The organism is Mycobacterium sp. OAS707 (genome assembly GCF_014873705.1).
GTDB lineage: Bacteria > Actinomycetota > Actinomycetes > Mycobacteriales > Mycobacteriaceae > Mycobacterium.
In genome coordinates, this window is the sequence record NZ_JADBDS010000005.1 from 423158 (window position 1) to 442219 (window position 19062).

Consider the following 19062-nt stretch of genomic DNA (forward strand, 5'->3'; position numbering starts at 1 on the left):
GATTGCCGTGCGCCAGCATTGATTACTGCCTGGTCTCGGCGTTGAGCCGCCGACGGACCTGGATCGTCGTGGTTTGATGCTTTGTTAATGAGGGCACGGCGCTGGCCTCCAACCTGTGGAACGTCCGGGCTGTCGCCCCAATCTCCTCAGTGAGAACATCGCAAACGGCGCCAAGCCCCACGCCGAGGTCGGTGATCGGCCCGGGAACGCCAACGGGGCACATCAGTGTCCGTGTGATCGAATCGGTACCACAACGGTTGCGCCACTTGCACGTTCATCAGGGCCACATGATCGAGATGAACGACGCGGATCAGGAAGCGTGGCATCCCGGTGGCTATCTCTCGGTTCAATCCGCCACCCTTACCGGATGCGCCGACACAGTCCGACAGCGGTTGGCCGACATGGTGGATGCTGGCACCACCGAGATCATCATCGAGCCCTCAGGCCCTGACATCACCCGGGAAATGAGTGCCTTCATGACTGCCCTGGGCCAGACAGCCCCACGGGCATCGAGTCATGCTGATACACAACCGGACTCGGTCCATACCCGTCAACCGGTCTAGAGGCTCCTGCGCCGTAACCCGTCCACCGCGCGGCCGTATGTAGTGAGGCGATGCCATCGACGTACACGAGGCCCTGTACACCACGCGAATGATGCGACAGGTGCGCCCTGAGTCGATACCATTGCCACCCAGGCGCGGATTCTCGATGCCGCCATCCGCGCGCCCAACGGCGGGAACACCCAGCGGTGGCATCGTTGCCGTGGACGATTTGCACTGAAAAGCCGTTTGGGCCAGATCTATCGCCGATGCCGGGCGCGTGAATACGAAGATCGCAGCCGCCCGGTTGGGGACCAGCACCCACGATCCGGACGAGCATGCCGAAAGCCTGCGCAAGATTAAGGCGCGTCTGTCGAATAATAGCGGCGCCGGGTATATCGGTTGCCCGTGATCGCGGCGACCTTCGACGCCCGCCGAGCAGAGGGCTGCTCATGCACTTGGTCGAACCTCAACCAGCACTTGACGAAATGGCGCGCGTGAGCCGACCCGGAGGCCGAGTCGGTGTGGTCGACTTCGACCAGACCTTACTGATCGATCCTATGACGAGCCCACCACCGACGCGCTGGTGCGCGGCTTCGCCGATGACCCGCGATATTCGCATTGGCCGCAAACTTCGCCGCATGTTCGTCGAAGCCGGGCCGGGCCCACCAGTGGTCCAATAGACATTACAGCCGCCGGGGGCTGCCCGAGCAGTGCCAGAAGGTGCATGAAGACAGCTGAATGTGCTTGCCGCACAACATTTTTCGTGACTGAGCCGTCAGCGCAACAGTGCGGACCTGATCGGCCAGTGAAGTGATTGGCGTGGACATGCAGAACGCCCGCTTCGTGCGCGCCGCGAATCAGGGGCCCAGGCGAGTCAGGTCGCCCTGGCGCAGGCCGCGATAAGCGCGTCAGGATCGTCGACGCTGACAGTAAGCTTTCTCAGTTCGATTGACATGCGGACTCCCTGTGCGGGCACGGGTGGTTCGATGACCAGATCGACAAGGCCCCGAGACGATCCGTTGACCAGCCAGCCACGTCGCGGCGAGCCGTGCACACCCCAGCCGAACACTCGGCGGGTACTTGGCTGAGCGCTGGCAATCGACGCGAGCGGAATGGTCGCGTCGAATGCCCAGCCCATCTTCACCTGCAGATTGGCGCCCGAAACGGCGACGGTGCTGGCTTTCGGCCCTAGTCCCAACGGAATAGTCAGCGGAAGCATCCAGCGGTCGTAGCGAAGGTTCATTCTGGGGTGATCTCCATATCGTTGGTCACCGCACCGGCACATCATCTGAGACAAGAGTCAGCGCACGTGCTTGAGTTCGAAATCATAAGTGCTAGTAAACGGCCGTGTGAACGCATCGGAATTAATTGCCTGAGTTGTCCTCTCGCCAGTACCTTCCGCATCACACACCGCCCACACGTCGGCAGGTCGTGACATGCGCCGTAAACGCGATCGGGCCGGTTACATTCGTGCTTGCCGTTAATCCACGGTGTCGGCATGCAGAGGCCGTACACCATTTCCGCGTTCGACCGCTGTATGCCAGGACGCTTCGAGTGCCTAACGACCGAGGATATTGGGATCGGGCCCTGTCGGTGACGCGAGCACGGCCGGCGGTGCGGATTCCAGCAAGTAACGTCGGATTCTTCGCAGCACGAACGATTTATCAGAGCGATCGATGTACAGACACAGACGTTAGCGTTGCCGCACAAGCTAGTTCGTCATTCTGACGAATCGCGGCGCTGGGACCCAGGAGGTGTTCGAGGCGGTGCCAAATTCGGGGATCCAGTGCGGCTTTTGTCGTGATGATGGACTGTGGGGCGGGGTGACGTCGAACTCCGATTGCACTGGTGCAGAGCAGATGTCACGCGCGGGTAAGTCCGCCTGGGCAGTTTGGGTTGGATCGTTGACGAGTTGCCCACCAAGCCGGATGTTTCCTGTGAACTTGCTGGATCTACCCGCAATTTACCTGATAGCAAATAATACTTGCGTTGGAATGATCCCTCAAAACGCTTGGCCTACACACAAATGATGTGATAGTCGAGGAGCAGCGAATCGCCACGTAGCTAAGGATCGATGATGGCCGCTATCGTTCGCCACTCCTTGACAGCCGGTATCGCCATAGCGGGAGCAAGCTTCTGGTTGGCGGCCCCGCACGGTGCGCCGGCTGCGTCGGCTCCGCCGGCGCTACTCCTGGTCTCGATGGATTCGCCGCTGCCCCTGGCGCCTGTGCCAAAGCCTTCTCGGCCCCCCTTTCAAGGACGCTAGGCAGCGCTCCCGTCGGGCGACTCCCGGTTAGAGACGAGACACCATCGCGATATAGAAGCCGCGAGCCGGGCAATAGCGGTCGACTTGGGCATCGTTGGCATGCGACGGTGAACCCATGGCGGCCGGCCTTCGCGCGCAGCATGGAAGGCGTCGAAGAAGTGCTGTTCACCATCCACCCCGACCGCTGGCTCACCGCCGACTTCACCGGCGATCTTCAATCACTCCACGGGAATGTTGCAGGGCAGGCATCGGGTTTGCCGATAACCGTGTCGGCAACTCGACACCGTGCAAAAATTGACGCTGACGTAGAGAGATTGGGCCATCGTACGCAGCACGGGGGATGAGCGCATGAAAGTCGGACTCGCAGTCTTCGGGATGCCCGGTGGGGGCGCCATATGCCTCGCACCACTGTCGATAATCACGTCTGGAGCAGTCCGGGCCGACTCGCGCGTTGCGATGAATCGGAGATCCCGCAGCACGGTGGGCCACCATGACTGACGGACCACAGGGGCGCGATTGGTGGCAGGCGTCGGACAAGAAGTGGTACCCCCCAGAGGATCACCCTCAGTACATAGCATCGCTACCGCCCCCACCCGTCGCCTCGACGGCCGCCCAGCTGCGGGCGGATCCCCAGCGGCTCAGCGACGCCGAACGCGCTCGAATCCTGACCCAAGAACTGGCGTTTGTTACCCAGCCCACCAGCTACACCGGAACAGTCGGCCCTAATGGGAGAGTCAGCTTGGGCGCACGCGGCCCGAAAATTAAGCAGCGTGGCCAGTTCTCGGCCGTGGTTTGGACGGGCATGGATTACGCGCACCCGGCGTATATCGTCTTACACCTGCTATTTACCGTTATGACCTGCGGTACCTACTTGCCGTTCTGGTGGTGGGGACTGCGCAAGAAGCCCAAGGTGTACACCGTGGCCGTCGATGAGCACGGCAACATCACTCACACCCAGCACGAAATCTCTTTAGCCCAACGTATCCAACGCTGGTTGGTGCTGGTCGTGTTGGTGTGGTGGCTCTGGCAGGTCATGCAGCTGCTGAACGCATATGGACAGATGCAGACATGAGGTTTGCCGTCATCCTGGCGGCGGTTGGCTTAGCGGTTCTTCCGCCTGCGTGCGGACAGCGGTGATCGCGCCGGTGCTTACCGGGCGATCTGCCGCCGGTAGATCTTCTGCGCCACGAGGTGAGAGTGGTGCAACCAGTGGCCCATGACGTGTTCATCAGTCATTCCTCGTTGGACAAGACCGCCGCCGATGCCGTCTGTGCGGCCCTTGAGGCCAGGGGCATTCGCTGCTGGATCGCGCCCCGCGACATCAGGCCAGGTCAAGATTGGGCCGCTGCGATCGTCGATGCGATCCGCGGCGCCCAGATCCTTGTGTTGGTGTTCAGCGGGCACGCCAACGACTCGCCGCAGGTCCGACGCGAAGTCGAACGCGCGGCCAATCTGGGCAAGGGGCTGCTTCCGCTGCGCATCGAGGATGTCAAGCCGCAGCAGTCCCTCGAGTACTACCTCAACGAACCGCACTGGCTGGACGCGATCACCAAACCCTTTGCCGCGCATCTGGATAAGCTGGCCGATGCGTGCGTGGGCATGCTGGACTTCACCGGGCGATCACCCCAAGATATGCCAACTATTTCACGTCGGCCGGCCGACGACCGACTGGCCATGCCGTGGTGGCGCCGTCAGCGCAAGGCGGTGACGGTAGCGCTTATCGCCGCGGCAGTGGTGGCTGTGGTCGTCGCTGCCGGCATCACCGTGCACCTGCTGACACCCGTTCCAACACACGACGCCGCACCGAGTCCCACCCCAACCGCCCCAGCCCCTGTTCCCTCGGTCGCCGCGCCCGTCCCAGCCGTCGCCCCAGCCGGGAACTCCGACCCGCGCGCACAGATCGTTCAGCTCACGGGCTCATGGTCCGACCAAGGCTTCACCGACGCCATCATCAACCGCGACACCACCATCGTCGCGCTGTACCTCAAGTCGGGCATGAAGGCAACGACCCTTCACCAAGGCGCGAGTGCCATCCTCTACGGATTTCAAGGCGTGCCCCAGAACGGCGATCCAGTCGATCTGGTCAAAACCTTCCAAGCCAACGGTTTCCAGCTCGACGACCAGCTGCAAGACAACGTTCTGATGCACAAGCTGATCGACGTCTTTCCGTTGCCATTCGATACGCCCCTGACGCCGAAGGGCTACACGGGCGGATATCAGGATGGAACATTCGTCGGCTCTTTGCTGTTCTGGATCGTCCAGCGGGCGGCCGGGTCGGGGCCCACCGACCAAGACACCCAGGTCATCGACTACTTGACGAGCCAAGGCGCGGATTGCAAAGTGCCACTGTCCTTTTTGGAATTCAACAAGAACATGCTAGACGACACGAGTCCATATCAGCCGCTGCTCACGATGATGCAAAAGTGTGCAAAGTGAACAAACGACCAGCCGGTCATCCAGCGGCGTATCCGAATGTGGTGCCACAACGTGGAAGCGGTATCGGCGATGGCCCATGACGTGTTCATCTGTCATTCCTCGTTGGACAAGGCCGCCGCCGATGCCGTCTGTGCGGCCCTTGAGGCCAGGGGCATTCGCTGCTGGATCGCACCCCGCGACATCAGGCCAGGTCAAGATTGGGCCGCTGCGATCGTCGATGCGATCCGCGGAGCCCAGATCCTTGTGTTGGTGTTCAGCGGGCACGCCAACGAGTCGCCGCAGGTCCGACGCGAAGTCGAGCGCGCGGCTAATCTGGGCAAGGGACTGCTTCCGCTGCGCATCGAGGATGTCAAGCCGCAACAGTCCCTCGAGTACTACCTCAACGAACCGCACTGGCTGGACGCGATCACCAAACCCTTTGCCGCGCATCTGGATAAGCTGGCCGATGCGTGCGAAGGCATGCTGGCGGTCACCGGGCGATCGCCACAAACGATGCCAGGTATTTCTCCGCGGAGCGCTGGCACCGACCGGGCCGGGCGGTGGTGGCGCCGTCGGCGCAAGCCGGTGACGCTGGCGCTTATCGCCGCGGTAGCGATTCTGCTCGCCGTTGCCGGCATCACCGTTCACCTGCTCCGACCAGATCCAACACACCGATCCCCGTCGAGTCCCGGGGCGGCCGCTACTGGTCCGTCTTTTGGCTCACCCACCCCGGTCAGTCCTGCGGAGAGCAACGCGGCCCGCGCCCAGGTCGTTCAGCTCACCGGCTCTTGGTCCGATCAGGGGTTCGTGGATGCGATCGTCGGCCGCGACACCAACATCGTGGCGCTGTACCTCAAGTCAGGCCTGAAGGCGACCACCCTGGAACAGGGCACAAGTGCGATCGTCTACGGATTTCAGGGGGTCTCACAGGACGGCGATGCCGTTGACTTGGTGAAGACCTTCCAAGCCAACGGCTTCAAGGTCGACGACCAACTGCAAGACAGCTTTCTCCTGGGCAAGCTCACCAACGATTTCTTACCGTTGATGTTCGGCTCGGAACAGGCGCCGAGGGGCTACACGGGTGGCTATCAGGATGGAAAATTCGTTGGCTCCCTGCTGTTCTGGATTGTCCAGCGGGGCGTCTGGATGGGTCCTACCGACCAAGACATCCAGGTGATCAACTATTTGATCAGTCAAGGCGCGGATTGCAAGGTGCCCCTTTCATTCCTCAACTACAACGGCAGAGAAAGAACCAATAAGGTAACAGGCACCAATCCATACGACCAGCTGATTCCGATGATGCAGGACTGCGCCAAGTGAAGGGCCGGGGAATCAATCCCCGAGCGGCGCAGGCGAATACGGCGCCACTAAGGGCGGGCGGTATCCGCTATGGCGCATGACGTGTTCATCTGTTATTCCTCGTTGGACAAGACCGCCGCCGATGCGGCCTGCGCGGCCCTTGAGGCCAGGGGCATTCGCTGCTGGATCGCGCCCCGCGACATCAGGCCAGGACAGGATTGGGCCGCTGCGATCGACGAGGCGATCCGCGGCGCCCAGATCCTTGTCTTGGTGTTCAGTGGCCACGCCAACGACTCGCCGCAGGTCCGACGCGAAGTCGAACGCGCGGCCAATCTGGGCAAGGGGCTGCTTCCGTTACGTATCGAGGATGTCAAGCCGCAACAGTCCCTCGAATTCTATCTCAATCAACCGCACTGGCTGGACGCGATCACCAAACCCTTTGCCGCGCATCTGGATAAGCTGGCCGATGCATGCGTGGGCATGCTGGACCTCACCGGGCGATCACCCGAAGACATGCCGAGCGTTTCTCCACGACTCCCGCGGCCTCAGGCAGCCGTGCCGTGGTGGCGCCGTCAGCGCAAGCAGCTCACATTGGCGCTCATCGCCGCGGCAGTGGTGGTTCTGGTCGTCGTAGCCGGCATCACCGTTCACCTGCGGACGCCAACTCCAGCACCAGATGCCGCACCGAGCCCCACCCCGGCCACGCCAACGGTCAGCCCCGCCGAGAGCAACGCTGCCCGCGCCCAGGTCGTTCAGCTCACCGGCGCCTGGTCCGACCAGGGATACCACGATGCGATCGTCAACCGCGACACCAGAATCGTTGCGCTGTACCTTAAGTCGGGTAAGAAGGCGACCACTCCTTACAAAGGTGCAAGTGCCATCCTCTACGGATTCCAAGGCGTCCCCCAAAACGGCGACCCCGTCGAGCTGGTCAAAACCTTCCAAGCCAACGGCTTCAAGGTCGACGACGAACTAGAAGACAGCTCCCTCATGAGCAAGCTCACGAACTCCGCGTTTCCGCAGCAATTCCATACGGACCTGACGCCGAAGGGCTACACGGCCGGCGTCGCAGGCGGGACATTCGTCGGCACCTTGCTATTCTGGATCGCCCAGCGCGACCTTTGGGTTGGCACCGACCAGGACATCAAGGTCGTCAACTACCTGATCAGTCAAGGCGCGGATTGCAAGGTGCCGTTGTCCTTCGAAGATTCCACCCACAATGCGAACGCTGGCACCTCGCCTTACAAGGAGTTGCAGAGCTGCGCCAAATGAGCGCCGGGAAGCCACTTCTCGAGCAACCCTTGCAAAATTGAAGCAGCGCCAGTCGACGCGGCTAAAAAAGGCGCAAAGCCATAACGGCTGAGCGGCTGCCGCCGACCCACAGGATGTTTGGATCGACTCCACGCAGCCAATCACATAGCGGGACTCGGGAATCCAGCGCCGACCGTCAAACGGTCGCCCTGTTCTTGAATAAGACTGGTCGTCGCCTCAAGTTCCGCTAAAAAGTCCGCCTGCGCACAGGAGAAATCTGTCGCCTGGCCTCAGTGACACCCGGGCGTAGTCAATATCCGCGTCCGGACCGGGGCCGATCGCCCGAGTACGCGTGCGACGCGTCGGGATCAAAGATTCGTGTGATCAATGTGTGATGAATAAGGAAGGTGCGGTCGTCCTCCGTCATTCTGGTCGTGTCCAAGCCGACCCGGTTTACTCGAACGGAGTCGATCTGGGATCTCGCCTACGGCGACCCGCTACGGATCGCCGCACACCGAGTAGGCATCGCGGCGGCGGCCGAGGGGTAATGCAGACGTCTACTTGCGTGGGTCCGGCCACGGCGGCGGCCCATTGTGCTCTCCTCGCTGAGGCGGCGAGTTCCACTGCGGTGGCGGGGGAGGAGGTGCAGCGCCGTGGTTTTGAGGCCAGCCCGTCCCGGGCGGCGGGTACGGCGGCCGCTGATATGACTGCCATCCGGCTGGCGGGTATCCGGCCGGTCCATGCCACCCCGGCGGCGGCGGATACTGCCCTCCCTGGTAGGGCACATCGTAGGGCGGCCATCGAGGCGGAGGCTGTCCAGGCTTCCCGGTGTTGCGCGACCGCATCACGAGGATGACGACGGTGATAGTGACCAACGCGATCGGCACCGCCATGTACCCGATTGCGCGGAAGGGATGGCTACCGGCGTCGGGGCCAGCCACGAAGATCAGATCAACAGGCACACACCCATTGTGGGGCAACATCGTGTAACCAGTGATCCTCAATCCAAGGCCGACCGAGAAGCGGCAAGTAGGCGCAGAAGTCCAGACTTGTTGAAGCCGCATCGCGGCGGGACTGGTACGGCGCGCAATACGGTCCCCGCGTCAGTCCCCCCAAAGGGGGAGAGGCATCCCGGTGAAGCCACCGTCGGGGCCGTTGCTAACTAGGGCGCGCCTCCCACTGTCGGACCGAATAACCAATTCCAGGCCTGTCACGTCGCTGATGTCGATAGATGTACATACCGACATTTAGCGTTGCCGCACACGCTGATTCGTCATTCCGACGGATCACGGCGCGGGGAAAGTCAGGTGGTGTTCGAGGCGGTGCCAAATTCGGGGATCCAGTGGCTCTTGTCGCGATGATCGCCTGTGTGGGGCTCGGAGATGTCGAACTCCGATGCACTGGTGCAGAGCAGATGTCACGCGCTGGCAGGTCCGTTTCGGCAGTTGGTCGGATCGTTGACGAGTTGCCCACCAAGCTGGATGTTTCCTGTGAACTTGTTGAATCGATCCGTAATTAACCTTCTAGCAAATATTACTTGCGTTGGAAAAATCATCGAAAACGCTTGGCCTACATATAAATGATGTGCTATTAAGAGTCAGCGAATCGTCCCGTAGCTAAGGACCGATGATGACCGCTATCGTTCGCCACTCCTTGACAGCTGGTATCGCAATAGCGGGAGCAAGCTTCTGGTTGGCGGCCCCGCACGGTGCGCCGGTTGCGTCGGCTCCGCCGGCGCTACGGCTGGTCTCGGTGGATTCACCGCTGCCACTGGCGCCCGCGTCGGCAACCCCGTGCGGGGAGCTGTTCTGTCCCAGTTTGTTCGGGTCGGCGTTGTCCACCCCGGACCGGCCTAGGTCGACGGCCGCCGTTACCGTGACAGCCGCGCAGCCGAGCGATCCCCTCAAAGCGCTGATCGGGCTGTTCATCAGCAACGGCACGGCCGATCACCCGGATGCGGGACTGTTGATCGGCAACGGTTATCAGGGGGCACCCGGACAGCGCGGCGGCAACGGCGGACTGCTATTCGGAAACGGCGGCGCCGGCGGGGTCGGCGTCGCCGGAGTCAACAACGGGGCCGGCGGCCACGGCGGCAACGCCGGCTTGATCGGCAATGGCGGCGCTGGCGGCGCCGGAGCGAACGCCACCGCGACGAGCGCCGCGGGGGCTGGTGGTAACGGCGGCAACGCTGGACTCCTAGGCAACGGCGGGGCCGGCGGGGTCGGCGGCAACGGCGCCCGAGGCGCCGATGGAGTCAATCCTGTCGAGAACGTGACAAATGGCAAAGCCCCGACAGGCGATCACGGTGCCAGCGCCGCACATGACTTCGGCGACATCACCGGGGGTCAAGGCGATCCCGGGACTGCCGGAGGTCCTGGACAGATCGGCGGCGACGGCGGTGGAGGCGGGGCCGGGTCCACTTTTTCTGGCCACGCGACCGGTGGAGCTGGGGGTGCCGGTGGGGCCGGAGGCGAGGGCGCTCCGGGCGGCAACGGCGGTGCGGGCGGCACAGGCAGTTCCGACGTCGGCGAGGGCGTCGGTGGTGTCGGCGGCGCTGGTGGCAACGGAGGCGCGGGCGCTTCCGGTGGAAACGGCGGTTTCGGCGGCACAGGCATCACGACCGATGGCACAGGCCGCGGCGGAACCGGCGGCGCTGGCGGGAACGGCGGGACAGGCGCCAACGGTGGCAACGGCGGAACGGGCGGCGTCGCTCAAGGAACCGACGCTATCGGCGGCAATGGCGGCGCCGGCGGTAACGGAGGTAGCGGTGCGCCCGGTGGCGCCGGCACAAACGGGGCGCCGGGCGGCCAGGGTGGCCGCGGCGGCGTCCTCGCCGGCACCGGAGGCGCGGGCGGTGCCGGCGGCACAGGCGGTACGGGCGGCACCGGTGCCAACGGTGGCAACGGTGGCAATGGCGGCGACGCTGGGCGGGTGTTCGAAAACGGCGGGAAGGGCACTGGCGGTATAGGTGGCGCCGCGGGTCTTGGCGGAGCTGGCGGAGCAGGAGGTGCCGGTGGTAGCGGCGGTTCCGGGGGCGCCGGCGGTGCCGGCGGCCTGATCGGAGGCACTGGCGCAACAGGGTCTAATGGCACTAACGGCACCGCCGGCGACAACGGCCAATCCGGCAGCGACGGCACAGCGGGGCACAACGGCTGACACGGTCGACCGCGTTAAATAACGAGTTGTGCGGAGCCAGGCTGGGGATCCTCGGGTGTAGGCCGAGCGGTCGCCGTCGCAATCTCGACGTCGCACTCGGCATGACCGTGCTGATCCACCAGCTGCCTCGGCATATGCGGGGTTCAGTGCAATTCGTCGCTCGCGGTCCTGCCATCGGGGGAGCTCCTAGCCACAGGAGGACTCAACCGACGCGAATAGTCATGTACGGCCACATCGTCGAAATCGTTGCGGCACTTATAGTCGAGGCCCAGCGAGGACTGCAAGAGTCGGCACGGCACCGTCCAAGCTGCCTGTCGCGGACGGGTGCGTCAGTCCCCCGGCGGGGGAGCGGCGCCCAAGGTGAACCACCATCGGGACTTGTTCCTCACCACAGTGCCCCGGCCGTGCTGGATTCATCCGATGCATTAACCCGCTGCGTTATTGCCGCGCACCCGCACCGCTTCCAATTCGGGACTATCTCGTTAACGGTGTTTCCGGCGGTTTTCATCAGTAGGTTTCGGCCACCGAGGCGGCGGTCGCCGAAGGTGAGCGCTAACGCGTCGAGCGCTGGCTTGCACCCCGTCTTCGGTGGTGCCAACCGAGGAAGGGCAACTGAGAACACCGTTTGGGAATTGAAATGCCTTGTAGAACAGCGGATGTCACGTCGAGCTTAACATAATCTCTGTTATCAGGCGGACTCCTTCACAAGCCGTGGTGTAGTGGGGAGTGGAGGCAATCTGGGCGCGATGGAGGAGGCAATTTATCGGCGGATCTCTCACCGAATCTCGCCATGGGCTTGGCGTGGTCGCGCAACGCAACTGAAGACTGATTGCCTGTTACAGCACGTCGAACCCTTCTCACTCATTCTGATCCGTGCACGTCACAGAAACCGGCCCGGCGGAGAGTGGTTGAAAGGGACGTCCCGTAGAGGACGGTGGCAGGCGGCAACTATCGACGGAGTTGAGCACGCGATGCCTCAGCCACGCCGTGTCCGTGATGGTGGGGTCTGGGCACAGGTGGAGGTCGTTCCGCGCTTATCTTCGCAGTGTCATGTGGAGAAATGAGCGATCAATCACCTCAACGGATTTCTTGTGGTCGTGCCCTGAAAAGACGGCATCCACCCCTACCTCGACAGCACGCTATTTCACATCGCGTGCGCGCGATGTCAGACCGCGAGGTCGGTTCTCTACGCCAGCCACAGTCCAGTTGTTTACCGACGAAAGACTTCACTATTGGACGAGCCGCGGCCTCACCCCAGGGAGATGAACGCGTCGCGCGCACGGTCGAGCATCGAAGCGAACGGATCAAGTGTCGCACTGGCAGTCGCGAGGTTTGCGCTCTTGTGAGGCCGAGTGGGTGCGATGCTTTCTTTCGGCCATCCGCGCGCGCCCTCGTGACTGCCCGGTCGAGGTCGTCATCATCGAAGACGTCGCGCAGCTTGCTGAACTCTTCAGCATCTTCGTGCTCTGCGTGGGTCAGCACGGCCCTCTGAAGTTCCTTGGCGTTCTTTTCCTCCTGGAGACGCGCATTGGCGATACCTTCACCGTACGGGACTTTTCGGCGTGTCATGGGGCGGATCACCAATCCGCGTCAGATCGCCAGCGGCGCCGACCGTGGGTGGAGCGCAGCGGGACCACGCTGCAGCACGCGAGCCAGCCAGCGACTGGCACCGATCATCGAGTAGACCGTGCGAGACCAGCGTCGGTCCTATCTACGTGCCTGCAGTGGACGGTCTGTAGTGGTACGTCGGTTGTGGACAGCCTGCAGTGGCCTCCAATTACCGTTCCAGACAGCGGTTCTCGGCGTCGTCGTGGGCTCGGGCCGTGGATTGTGCGCCGAGCTGCTGCTGCTTCTGATCTCTGCTAAGCATTTGGTGGGAGGATCGGTTGGATCCCGTCCGGACGTCGAAAATGGTGCGCTGCGCAAGGTCTCATCCGGATTGTGTCCGTAGGTTTGGCGGTAAAGGCTGGCGAATCGACCTGGGTGGGTGAAGCCCCAGCGTTCGGCAATGGAGCTGACGCAGGTCTGGTGCCGGTTCGATGATGACAGTTCGCAGTGCGCGCGTTCTAGTTTGACTCGCCGCACATATGTCATTGGTGTGGTGTTGAGGTGTTGGCGGAATAGGTTCTGCAGCGTTCGAGGTGTGACGTAGGTGGCCGCCGCGATGTCGGTAAGAGCGATCTTGTTGTGGAGGTTGTCGTCGATGTAGTGCAGCGCGGCGCGCAGCACGGTGCTGTCGACCCGTGCGGCCGACTCGCATTTCTGGATGGCATCGTCTGCCTGGGAACTGATCTCGATCGCGGCGAGCAGGCGCAGTGCGGCGTCGATGATGGGTGACGGTGTGGTAGCGCATTGAAGGACGGTGGCCGCGAAGTCGGCAGTGTGTCGGCGCAATTGTTGCGCTGACACATCGGTCGTGGATCCGAAAACGTCGACGGAATGCGCCGTTGTGGGGGGGTCGGGCGCATTCTGGTGGTTTGCGTGGGAGGGGCTGCGGCGGATGGCTTGGTGAGCTTTGGCGGGCCCTGTTGTGGGTCTTCCTGGTCGTGCGGGGCCTGACTGCTTACTCGTTGGCGCGAACATGGTTGGGGGGACGTCGGGATGTGTGATCCACCCCGGTGTAAAGGAATCGACGGTGCCCGGCCGCTGGCCGCCCCGGGCTTCTGCTGGCGATCTCATCGCCGGTTTATTCCCCGGGCTGAAGTTGCGTATACGAAATTCGCTGTGCGAAATTCGCCGGGACGACCATGTCGGCCGAGCTCCAGTGGCGGGGTTTGGGTATACGACTGGAGCGGACGGGGAATCGACACACTATGGTGCTACGGCGCATTGGGCTGTTTTTGGGAGCGGTGGCAGTGCTCGTTGGGGTTGTGGGGCTGCTTACGCCGGTGTCGGTTTCTGCGGATCGACATTCTCTGCCCCGGGTGGATTGCGGAACGGCGGTAGCGCCTGATCTGTCTGCTGCCCGCGCCCATGACGACGGCAACGCCGCCAACGTTCCGGTGGGTGATGTGGTCGTGGTGGATACCGATTTCACGCGGTTGTGTCGGATGGAGCTGGAGGATCGCCGGCTCTGGACGATTCCCTTGGCGGCAGCGGGCGTGCTGGCTGCGGCGGCTGCCGCCGTCGGGTTAGCGCGTGGTGCGGGCTCGCGCGCTCAGCCGGGCTGACACCGATGCCGTCGCGCCGACCAGGTTTGTCGGCTGGTCACGGCGGCGGTGCGGTGGCGTGCTCGGAGGCCATGGCGGTGGCCACATCAGGTGGGTAGGTGCGCCGGGCGATCGCAAGGATGAATGCGCCGCCGCTCACCAGCGGGATGAGCATGACCAGGAATGCCTGGTCCAGGCCGGTGCCGGTGGCCGCTGTGATGTCGGACGAAGTGCTGTCGGTGCCGGCTAAATGTGCTGCGTTGGTTGCGTATTCGGGGTGTGTCGGTGCGCCGAGGTGGGTGGAGACAATCCCGAACAGCAACGGTGCCAGCGCGGTAGCCAGGGAGCGCAGGGCGGTGCGGACGGCTTCGGCGCGTCCCCACAGCCCTGAGTGCATGATGTCGAGCCGTCCGGCGTCCAGCGGCGGGTTGGCTCCGCCCAGCCCGATTGCTGACAGCGCCGCCAAACCTATTGTGGCGACCAGGCTATGGGAGAGCAGGGCGGGCAGTGCGAACAGGGCGGCGAGGAGAAACGCGGTGCCGGCCACTGTCATGCGGGCGCTGATGTGGCCGCGGCTGATGAGCCAGTCGGCGAGTCGTCCGCTGGTCAGTGCGCCGATGAGCGCTCCCACGCCGATGAGCCCGATGAGCAGCGTGGCTTGTGCTTGGCCGATGTGGAAGCGGCCGCGCAGTAGCGCCAGCCCGAAGGTGCCCAGGCCGGTGAAGAAGAAGTAGCCCAGTGAGGAGCCGATGATCAGTACCACGTTGGTGCGGACGGACAGCACATAGCGCAGCGCCCACCACAGTGATTGGCGTTGGGGGTTTTCGGTGAGGATCAGGTGGGTGTGCGGCTGGACGTGCTGTGCCCTGACCTGGTGGGCGACCGTGTCATCGCCTGTGGTGGTGCTGTTGTCACCGGCACCTGGTGGCGCCGCTGTGGGGTCCGGGGCAGGGGTGGGCGGTTCGTCGATGAGCCGGATGTGGGTGGCGCCGATCGGGGTGCGGCTTGTGCCGCCGCGGGCCGGCTCGGGTAACCATTTGGCTACAGCGACGCCCAGTGCCAGCCCGCAGATCGCCAACCACCAGAACCCGAGTCGCCAGTTGAGCGTGGCCAGCACTCCGGATAGTTCCAAACCCGCTGCAGTGCAGATCCCTTCGCCGGCGAGCACGTATCCGTAGATCCGGCCGCGTTCGATGATCGGGAAGTAGTCGCCCAGCAGCGAGGCCACCGCGGGCCCGGCCACGGCCACCAGCGCCCCAAGCGCCACGCGGCAGCCCAATAGCCAGGTGTAGCCGAATCCCAAGCCGCTGAACACCATTGCTACCGACCAGAACAGGATCGCCGAACACAGCAGTCGGGTGCGGTTGATGTGGTCGGTGAGGACACCGGCGGGCAGGGTGGCCGCCACGCCGGTGATGGTTGAGGCGGTGACTAGCAGTCCAATTTGAGTGTTGTTGATGTGGAATTCGTTTTTGAGCGGTACGACCAGGGCTCCGATGGTGCCGTTGTCGGCGGCTTCTAGCCCGACTGTCAGCGCCAGCAGCGCGGCGACGCGCAGCCGCGCCGGGCCGCCGACCGCGTCGGCCAGCCGGGTGGGGATCTGGCGGGCAAAGCAGTTGCGCAGGCTCATCGTGACGGCGTCGTGTCGGTTCACCAGCAGCCCCTGCGCCGCGTGCCGACCCCTCGGTACCGGTGGCGCGGTTTATCTGTTGAGGGCCTCACGGTTGCGCGGGCGGCCATTGTGGGATGCGATTCTTGGTGAGGCGGCCAGCAGCTGGGCCCATTCGGCGCGTGCGGCGGCGTCGGCGGCGGCGGGCAGGTCGCGGCATTGGTGGTTTCCGGCGGCGAGCTCCACGAGTGCGGAGGCGATGGTGAAGATGGGTACGCCGTGGTTGTGTGCGGCGTGTACCAGTTCGTGAAACGCGGCGTCGGTGTCGCAGCCGCGTAGTCCGATCAGGATGCCTTCGGCGGTGTCGAGGACGCGCCGTCCTTGTAGCGCTTGCAGTTGGCTGCCGGTGGCCCAGTCGTCGATGGTCATGGGTGTACCTCCTGGGGCCTGCTGTGGTGGGTGGGCTGCTTCGCGCTGTGGTGCAGCGCGGCGGCCAGCAGCTGCACGGTGTGCAGCGGTGTGTGCTCGGCGGCGAGCTGGCGGATCTGGGTGCGGCAGCTGAATCCGTCGGCCAGCACGGCGGTGTCGGGGTCGGTCTGGCGCAGCGTGGGCAGCAGCTTTTCTTCGGCGACGGCCACCGATACGTCGTAGTGGCCGCGTTCGAACCCGAAATTGCCTGCCAGTCCGCAGCATCCGGCGTCGAGCATGTGGGTCGACACACCGGCGTCGTCGAGGAGGTGGCGTTCTTGGGTGTAGTGCAGTACGGCGTGCTGGTGGCAATGCTGCTGCACGACAGCGCTGGTTGCCAGTTGTGGTGGGCGCCAGTCGGGGGCGTAGTGGCGCAGGATTTCACCGATGGTGTAGGTCTGCTTTTGCAGCCGGTGGGCGTCTTCGTCGCCGTAGAGCAGGTTGGGCAGATCCGAGCGGAACACCGCTGCGCAGCTGGGTTCAAGCACCACGACCGGTGTACTGGCCTCCAAGGCGGGGCGCAGAATTTTCAGGGTGCGCCGCAGCACGCGCTTGGCGGTGGCCAGTTGCCCGGTGGAGATCCAGGTCAGTCCGCAGCAGACGGTTGTGTCGGGGACTTGCACGTCGAAGCCGGCGGATTCGAGCACGGTGACCGCGTCGCAGGCGATGTCGGGGTCGAAATAGTTGGTGAAGGTGTCGGGCCATAGCAGCACGGGGCCACGCGGCGCCTGCTGCGTGGTGCGCGGCCGCTGGGTTAACCATTGGGTGAATCGCTGCTCGGCGAAGCGGGGAAGATCGCGGTGTTCATCGATGCCGCCCGCGGCTTTCATCGCGGTTGCTACGGCATTGATTGCGGTGAGCGCGTTGACCGTTTTGGGCAGCGTGGTGGCCAGCCGCGACCACAGCGGAATCCAACCCATCGAGTAGTGCGCCATAGGACGGGGCCGCCAATGGTAATGGTGGGAGAGGAATTCGGCTTTGTATGTGGCCATGTCGACGTTGACCGGACAGTCGGACAGGCAGCCTTTGCAGGCCAGGCACAAGTCCAGGGCGTCGCGTACCGCGGTGGAGCGCCAGCCCTCGGTGATCACGTCGCCTTCGAGCATTTCGAACAGCAGCCGTGAGCGCCCGCGGGTGGAGTGTTCTTCTTCGTGGGTGGCGCGGTAGCTGGGGCACATCACGCCGGATTCGTGGCCGCGGCATTTGCCGACGCCCACGCAGCGGCCCGCGGCTTGGCTGAACCGGTGCTTTTCTTCGGGGTATTGGAAGTAGGTTTTCGGTTCCCAGGGGCGGTAGTCGGCGCCCAGGCGCAGGTTGGAGTCCAGTGCAAAGGGGTGCACGATCTTGCCGGGGTTCATGTTGTTGGCGGGATCGAATAGTGCTTTGGTTTTTTCGAACGCCTCGATGACACGGTCGCCAAACATGATGGGCAGCAGTTCGCCGCGGGATTGGCCGTCGCCGTGTTCCCCGGATAGTGAGCCGCCGTAGTCGACGACCAGGTGGGCGCCGTCGGTGACGAAGCGGCGGTATTTGGCGATGCCGTCGGCGGTGGTGAGGTCAAACGGGATGCGGGTGTGCACGCAGCCTTGACCGAAGTGCCCGTACAGCGATGCGCTGCCGTAGCCGTAGCGCTCCAACAGCTGGCGGAAGTCGCGCAGGTAGTCGCCGAGGCGCTCGGGGGGGACGGCGGCGTCTTCCCATCCTTCGTGGGTGTCGGGCCCGGTGGGCGGATAGGCGGTGGCGCCCAGACCGGCTTCGCGGGCGGCCCAGACTTCTTTTTTGCGGGTGGGGTCATCGAGGATGATCCCGTCACAGTGGGTGGCGCGGTGAAGATGGTCGAGCAGCTGTTTGGCTTTGTGGTCGGCGTCGTCTTGGCTGTCGCCGTCGATCTGCACCATGAGCCACGCCCTGCCGTCGGGCAGTTGGCGGAGCGCTTTTTCGGCCAACCGGCGCGAGTGTTCCAGTTCGACCAGGCGGTGATCGAGCCCTTCCAACGCCGCGGGATCATGTTCGAGCACGGTGGGCACCGCGTCGGCCGCCTCGGTAATGTCAGCGAACCCGAGAATGGCCAGCGCGCTGGCGTTGGGTACACGGACCAGGTCGATGTCGGCGCGTAGCACGGTGATCAACGTGCTCTCGCTGCCGACCAGCGTCTTGGCCAGATGAAATCCGTTCTCCGGTAACAGTTTATCGATGTTGTAGCCCGACACGCGGCGCGGAATGTCGGGGAAGCGTCCGCGGATATCGTCGGCGTAGTCGCCGATGATCGTCTGTAGGCCGCCGTAGATCTCGGCGCGGCGGCCCCCAGCGGCGGTGATGGCGGCCAGTTCGTCGGCATCGGTGGGTCCCACCCACATGCGCAGCCCGTCGTAGGTGATGATTTCCAGGCGGCGCACCGAGTCGGCCATCTTGCCGTAGGCCTGCGCGGTGGACCCACAGGAGTTGTTCCCGATCATGCCGCCGATGGTGCAGCTGACGTGGGTGGAGGGTTTGGGGCCCACCATCCAGCCCGAGGCGCGCAGCGCATCGTTGAGCACGTCGAGTTTGATGCCGGGTTCTACGACCGCGGTGCCGGCGTCGTGGTCCACTGAGACGATGCGGGTGCAGTATTTACTCCAGTCGATCACCACGGCGGCGTTGCAGCACTGCCCGGCCAGGCTGGTGCCACCACCGCGCGACAGCAACGCCACGTCGTGGGCGCGGCACACCTCGATGGCGGCGGCGGCGGCCTCAGGGGTGCGGGGCACCACGACACCGATGGGCACCTGCCGATAGTTGGAGGCGTCGGTGGAGTAGGCGGCCCGCGACCCGGGATCGAAGCGCACTTCGCCCTCGACACGCTCAGCCAGCGCCGCGGCCAACACTTGATAGGGCAGCTGGGTGCGGGTGTGCCGGGTGCCGCTCATG

The 19062-nt window shown here is 63.9% G+C and carries 14 protein-coding genes and 1 pseudogene; 9 read left to right on the plus strand and 6 right to left on the minus strand.

All coding sequences use genetic code 11. The annotated features are described in order from the left end of the window. Positions 1-287 precede the first annotated feature (287 nt). Positions 288-563: a hypothetical protein gene (locus GGC64_RS30570; RefSeq protein ID WP_192726321.1), complete on the plus strand. Its 276-nt coding sequence runs from the start codon at positions 288-290 to the stop codon at positions 561-563. Positions 564-1416: 853 nt separating this feature from the next. Here GGC64_RS30570 and GGC64_RS30575 read toward each other — a convergent pair. Continuing rightward, the gene (locus GGC64_RS30575) at positions 1417-1785 is read right to left on the minus strand and encodes a hypothetical protein (RefSeq protein ID WP_192726322.1); all 369 of its coding nucleotides are present in this window, start codon (positions 1783-1785) and stop codon (positions 1417-1419) included. Positions 1786-2933: 1148 nt separating this feature from the next. On the opposite strand from GGC64_RS30575, the pseudogene GGC64_RS30580 reads away from it, so the two are divergent. The 6 genes and pseudogenes from GGC64_RS30580 to GGC64_RS30605 all read left to right on the plus strand — a co-directional run. Further along, positions 2934-3023: pseudogene (locus GGC64_RS30580) on the plus strand (pyridoxamine 5-phosphate oxidase); the annotation flags it as partial. A 275-nt stretch (positions 3024-3298) separates the two neighbouring features. Next, the gene (locus GGC64_RS30585; protein WP_192726323.1) at positions 3299-3880 is read left to right on the plus strand and encodes a hypothetical protein; all 582 of its coding nucleotides are present in this window, start codon (positions 3299-3301) and stop codon (positions 3878-3880) included. Between the two features lie 128 nt (positions 3881-4008). Then, a complete protein-coding gene (locus GGC64_RS30590; protein WP_192726324.1) occupies positions 4009-5244 on the plus strand; it encodes a toll/interleukin-1 receptor domain-containing protein in 1236 nt (411 codons plus the stop codon). Positions 5245-5313: 69 nt separating this feature from the next. After that, positions 5314-6543: a toll/interleukin-1 receptor domain-containing protein gene (locus GGC64_RS30595; RefSeq protein ID WP_225952728.1), complete on the plus strand. Its 1230-nt coding sequence runs from the start codon at positions 5314-5316 to the stop codon at positions 6541-6543. A 69-nt stretch (positions 6544-6612) separates the two neighbouring features. Further along, complete coding sequence (locus GGC64_RS30600) at positions 6613-7794, plus strand: toll/interleukin-1 receptor domain-containing protein (protein WP_192726326.1); 1182 nt, start codon at positions 6613-6615, stop codon at positions 7792-7794. Positions 7795-8180: 386 nt separating this feature from the next. Continuing rightward, positions 8181-8321: a hypothetical protein gene (locus GGC64_RS30605; protein WP_192726327.1), complete on the plus strand. Its 141-nt coding sequence runs from the start codon at positions 8181-8183 to the stop codon at positions 8319-8321. A 9-nt stretch (positions 8322-8330) separates the two neighbouring features. Here the strand turns inward: GGC64_RS30605 and GGC64_RS30610 are convergent, their stop codons facing one another. Beyond that, a complete protein-coding gene (locus GGC64_RS30610; protein ID WP_192726328.1) occupies positions 8331-8735 on the minus strand; it encodes a hypothetical protein in 405 nt (134 codons plus the stop codon). 667 nt (positions 8736-9402) lie between these two features. Here GGC64_RS30610 and GGC64_RS30615 point away from each other — a divergent pair. Further along, the gene (locus GGC64_RS30615; protein WP_192726329.1) at positions 9403-10929 is read left to right on the plus strand and encodes a hypothetical protein; all 1527 of its coding nucleotides are present in this window, start codon (positions 9403-9405) and stop codon (positions 10927-10929) included. 1707 nt (positions 10930-12636) lie between these two features. On the opposite strand, the gene GGC64_RS35400 is transcribed toward GGC64_RS30615, so the two are convergent. Continuing rightward, complete coding sequence (locus tag GGC64_RS35400) at positions 12637-13158, minus strand: helix-turn-helix transcriptional regulator (protein WP_192726330.1); 522 nt, start codon at positions 13156-13158, stop codon at positions 12637-12639. Between the two features lie 695 nt (positions 13159-13853). Between GGC64_RS35400 and GGC64_RS30625 the strand changes: the two genes are divergently transcribed. Then, positions 13854-14099: a hypothetical protein gene (locus GGC64_RS30625; RefSeq protein ID WP_225952648.1), complete on the plus strand. Its 246-nt coding sequence runs from the start codon at positions 13854-13856 to the stop codon at positions 14097-14099. 37 nt (positions 14100-14136) lie between these two features. Here the strand turns inward: GGC64_RS30625 and GGC64_RS30630 are convergent, their stop codons facing one another. Genes GGC64_RS30630 through GGC64_RS30640 form a run of 3 tightly spaced genes read right to left on the minus strand, consistent with a single transcriptional unit; the run spans position 14137 to position 19061 of the window. Next, a complete protein-coding gene (locus GGC64_RS30630) occupies positions 14137-15732 on the minus strand; it encodes an MFS transporter (RefSeq protein WP_370582423.1) in 1596 nt (531 codons plus the stop codon). Positions 15733-15780: 48 nt separating this feature from the next. Continuing rightward, a complete protein-coding gene (locus GGC64_RS30635) occupies positions 15781-16116 on the minus strand; it encodes an ANTAR domain-containing protein (protein ID WP_192726332.1) in 336 nt (111 codons plus the stop codon). Continuing rightward, positions 16113-19061 carry an FAD-binding and (Fe-S)-binding domain-containing protein gene (locus GGC64_RS30640; protein WP_192726333.1) on the minus strand — a complete coding sequence of 983 codons (2949 nt, stop codon included), beginning with the start codon at positions 19059-19061 and terminating at the stop codon, positions 16113-16115. Before GGC64_RS30640 ends, GGC64_RS30635 begins: the two co-directional genes overlap by 4 nt. Position 19062: the final 1 nt, after the last annotated feature.

Excerpts from the sequence above, each read along its gene's own strand:
- GGC64_RS30570 (WP_192726321.1), top strand. The coding sequence starts at position 288 with ATGATCGAGATGAACGACGCGGATCAGGAAGCGTGGCATCCCGGTGGC.
- GGC64_RS30575 (WP_192726322.1), bottom strand. The coding sequence starts at position 1,785 with ATGAACCTTCGCTACGACCGCTGGATGCTTCCGCTGACTATTCCGTTG.
- GGC64_RS30585 (WP_192726323.1), top strand. The coding sequence starts at position 3,299 with ATGACTGACGGACCACAGGGGCGCGATTGGTGGCAGGCGTCGGACAAG.
- GGC64_RS30595 (WP_225952728.1), top strand. The coding sequence starts at position 5,314 with ATGGCCCATGACGTGTTCATCTGTCATTCCTCGTTGGACAAGGCCGCC.
- GGC64_RS30600 (WP_192726326.1), top strand. The coding sequence starts at position 6,613 with ATGGCGCATGACGTGTTCATCTGTTATTCCTCGTTGGACAAGACCGCC.
- GGC64_RS30615 (WP_192726329.1), top strand. The coding sequence starts at position 9,403 with ATGACCGCTATCGTTCGCCACTCCTTGACAGCTGGTATCGCAATAGCG.
- GGC64_RS30635 (WP_192726332.1), bottom strand. The coding sequence starts at position 16,116 with ATGACCATCGACGACTGGGCCACCGGCAGCCAACTGCAAGCGCTACAA.
- GGC64_RS30640 (WP_192726333.1), bottom strand. The coding sequence starts at position 19,061 with ATGAGCGGCACCCGGCACACCCGCACCCAGCTGCCCTATCAAGTGTTG.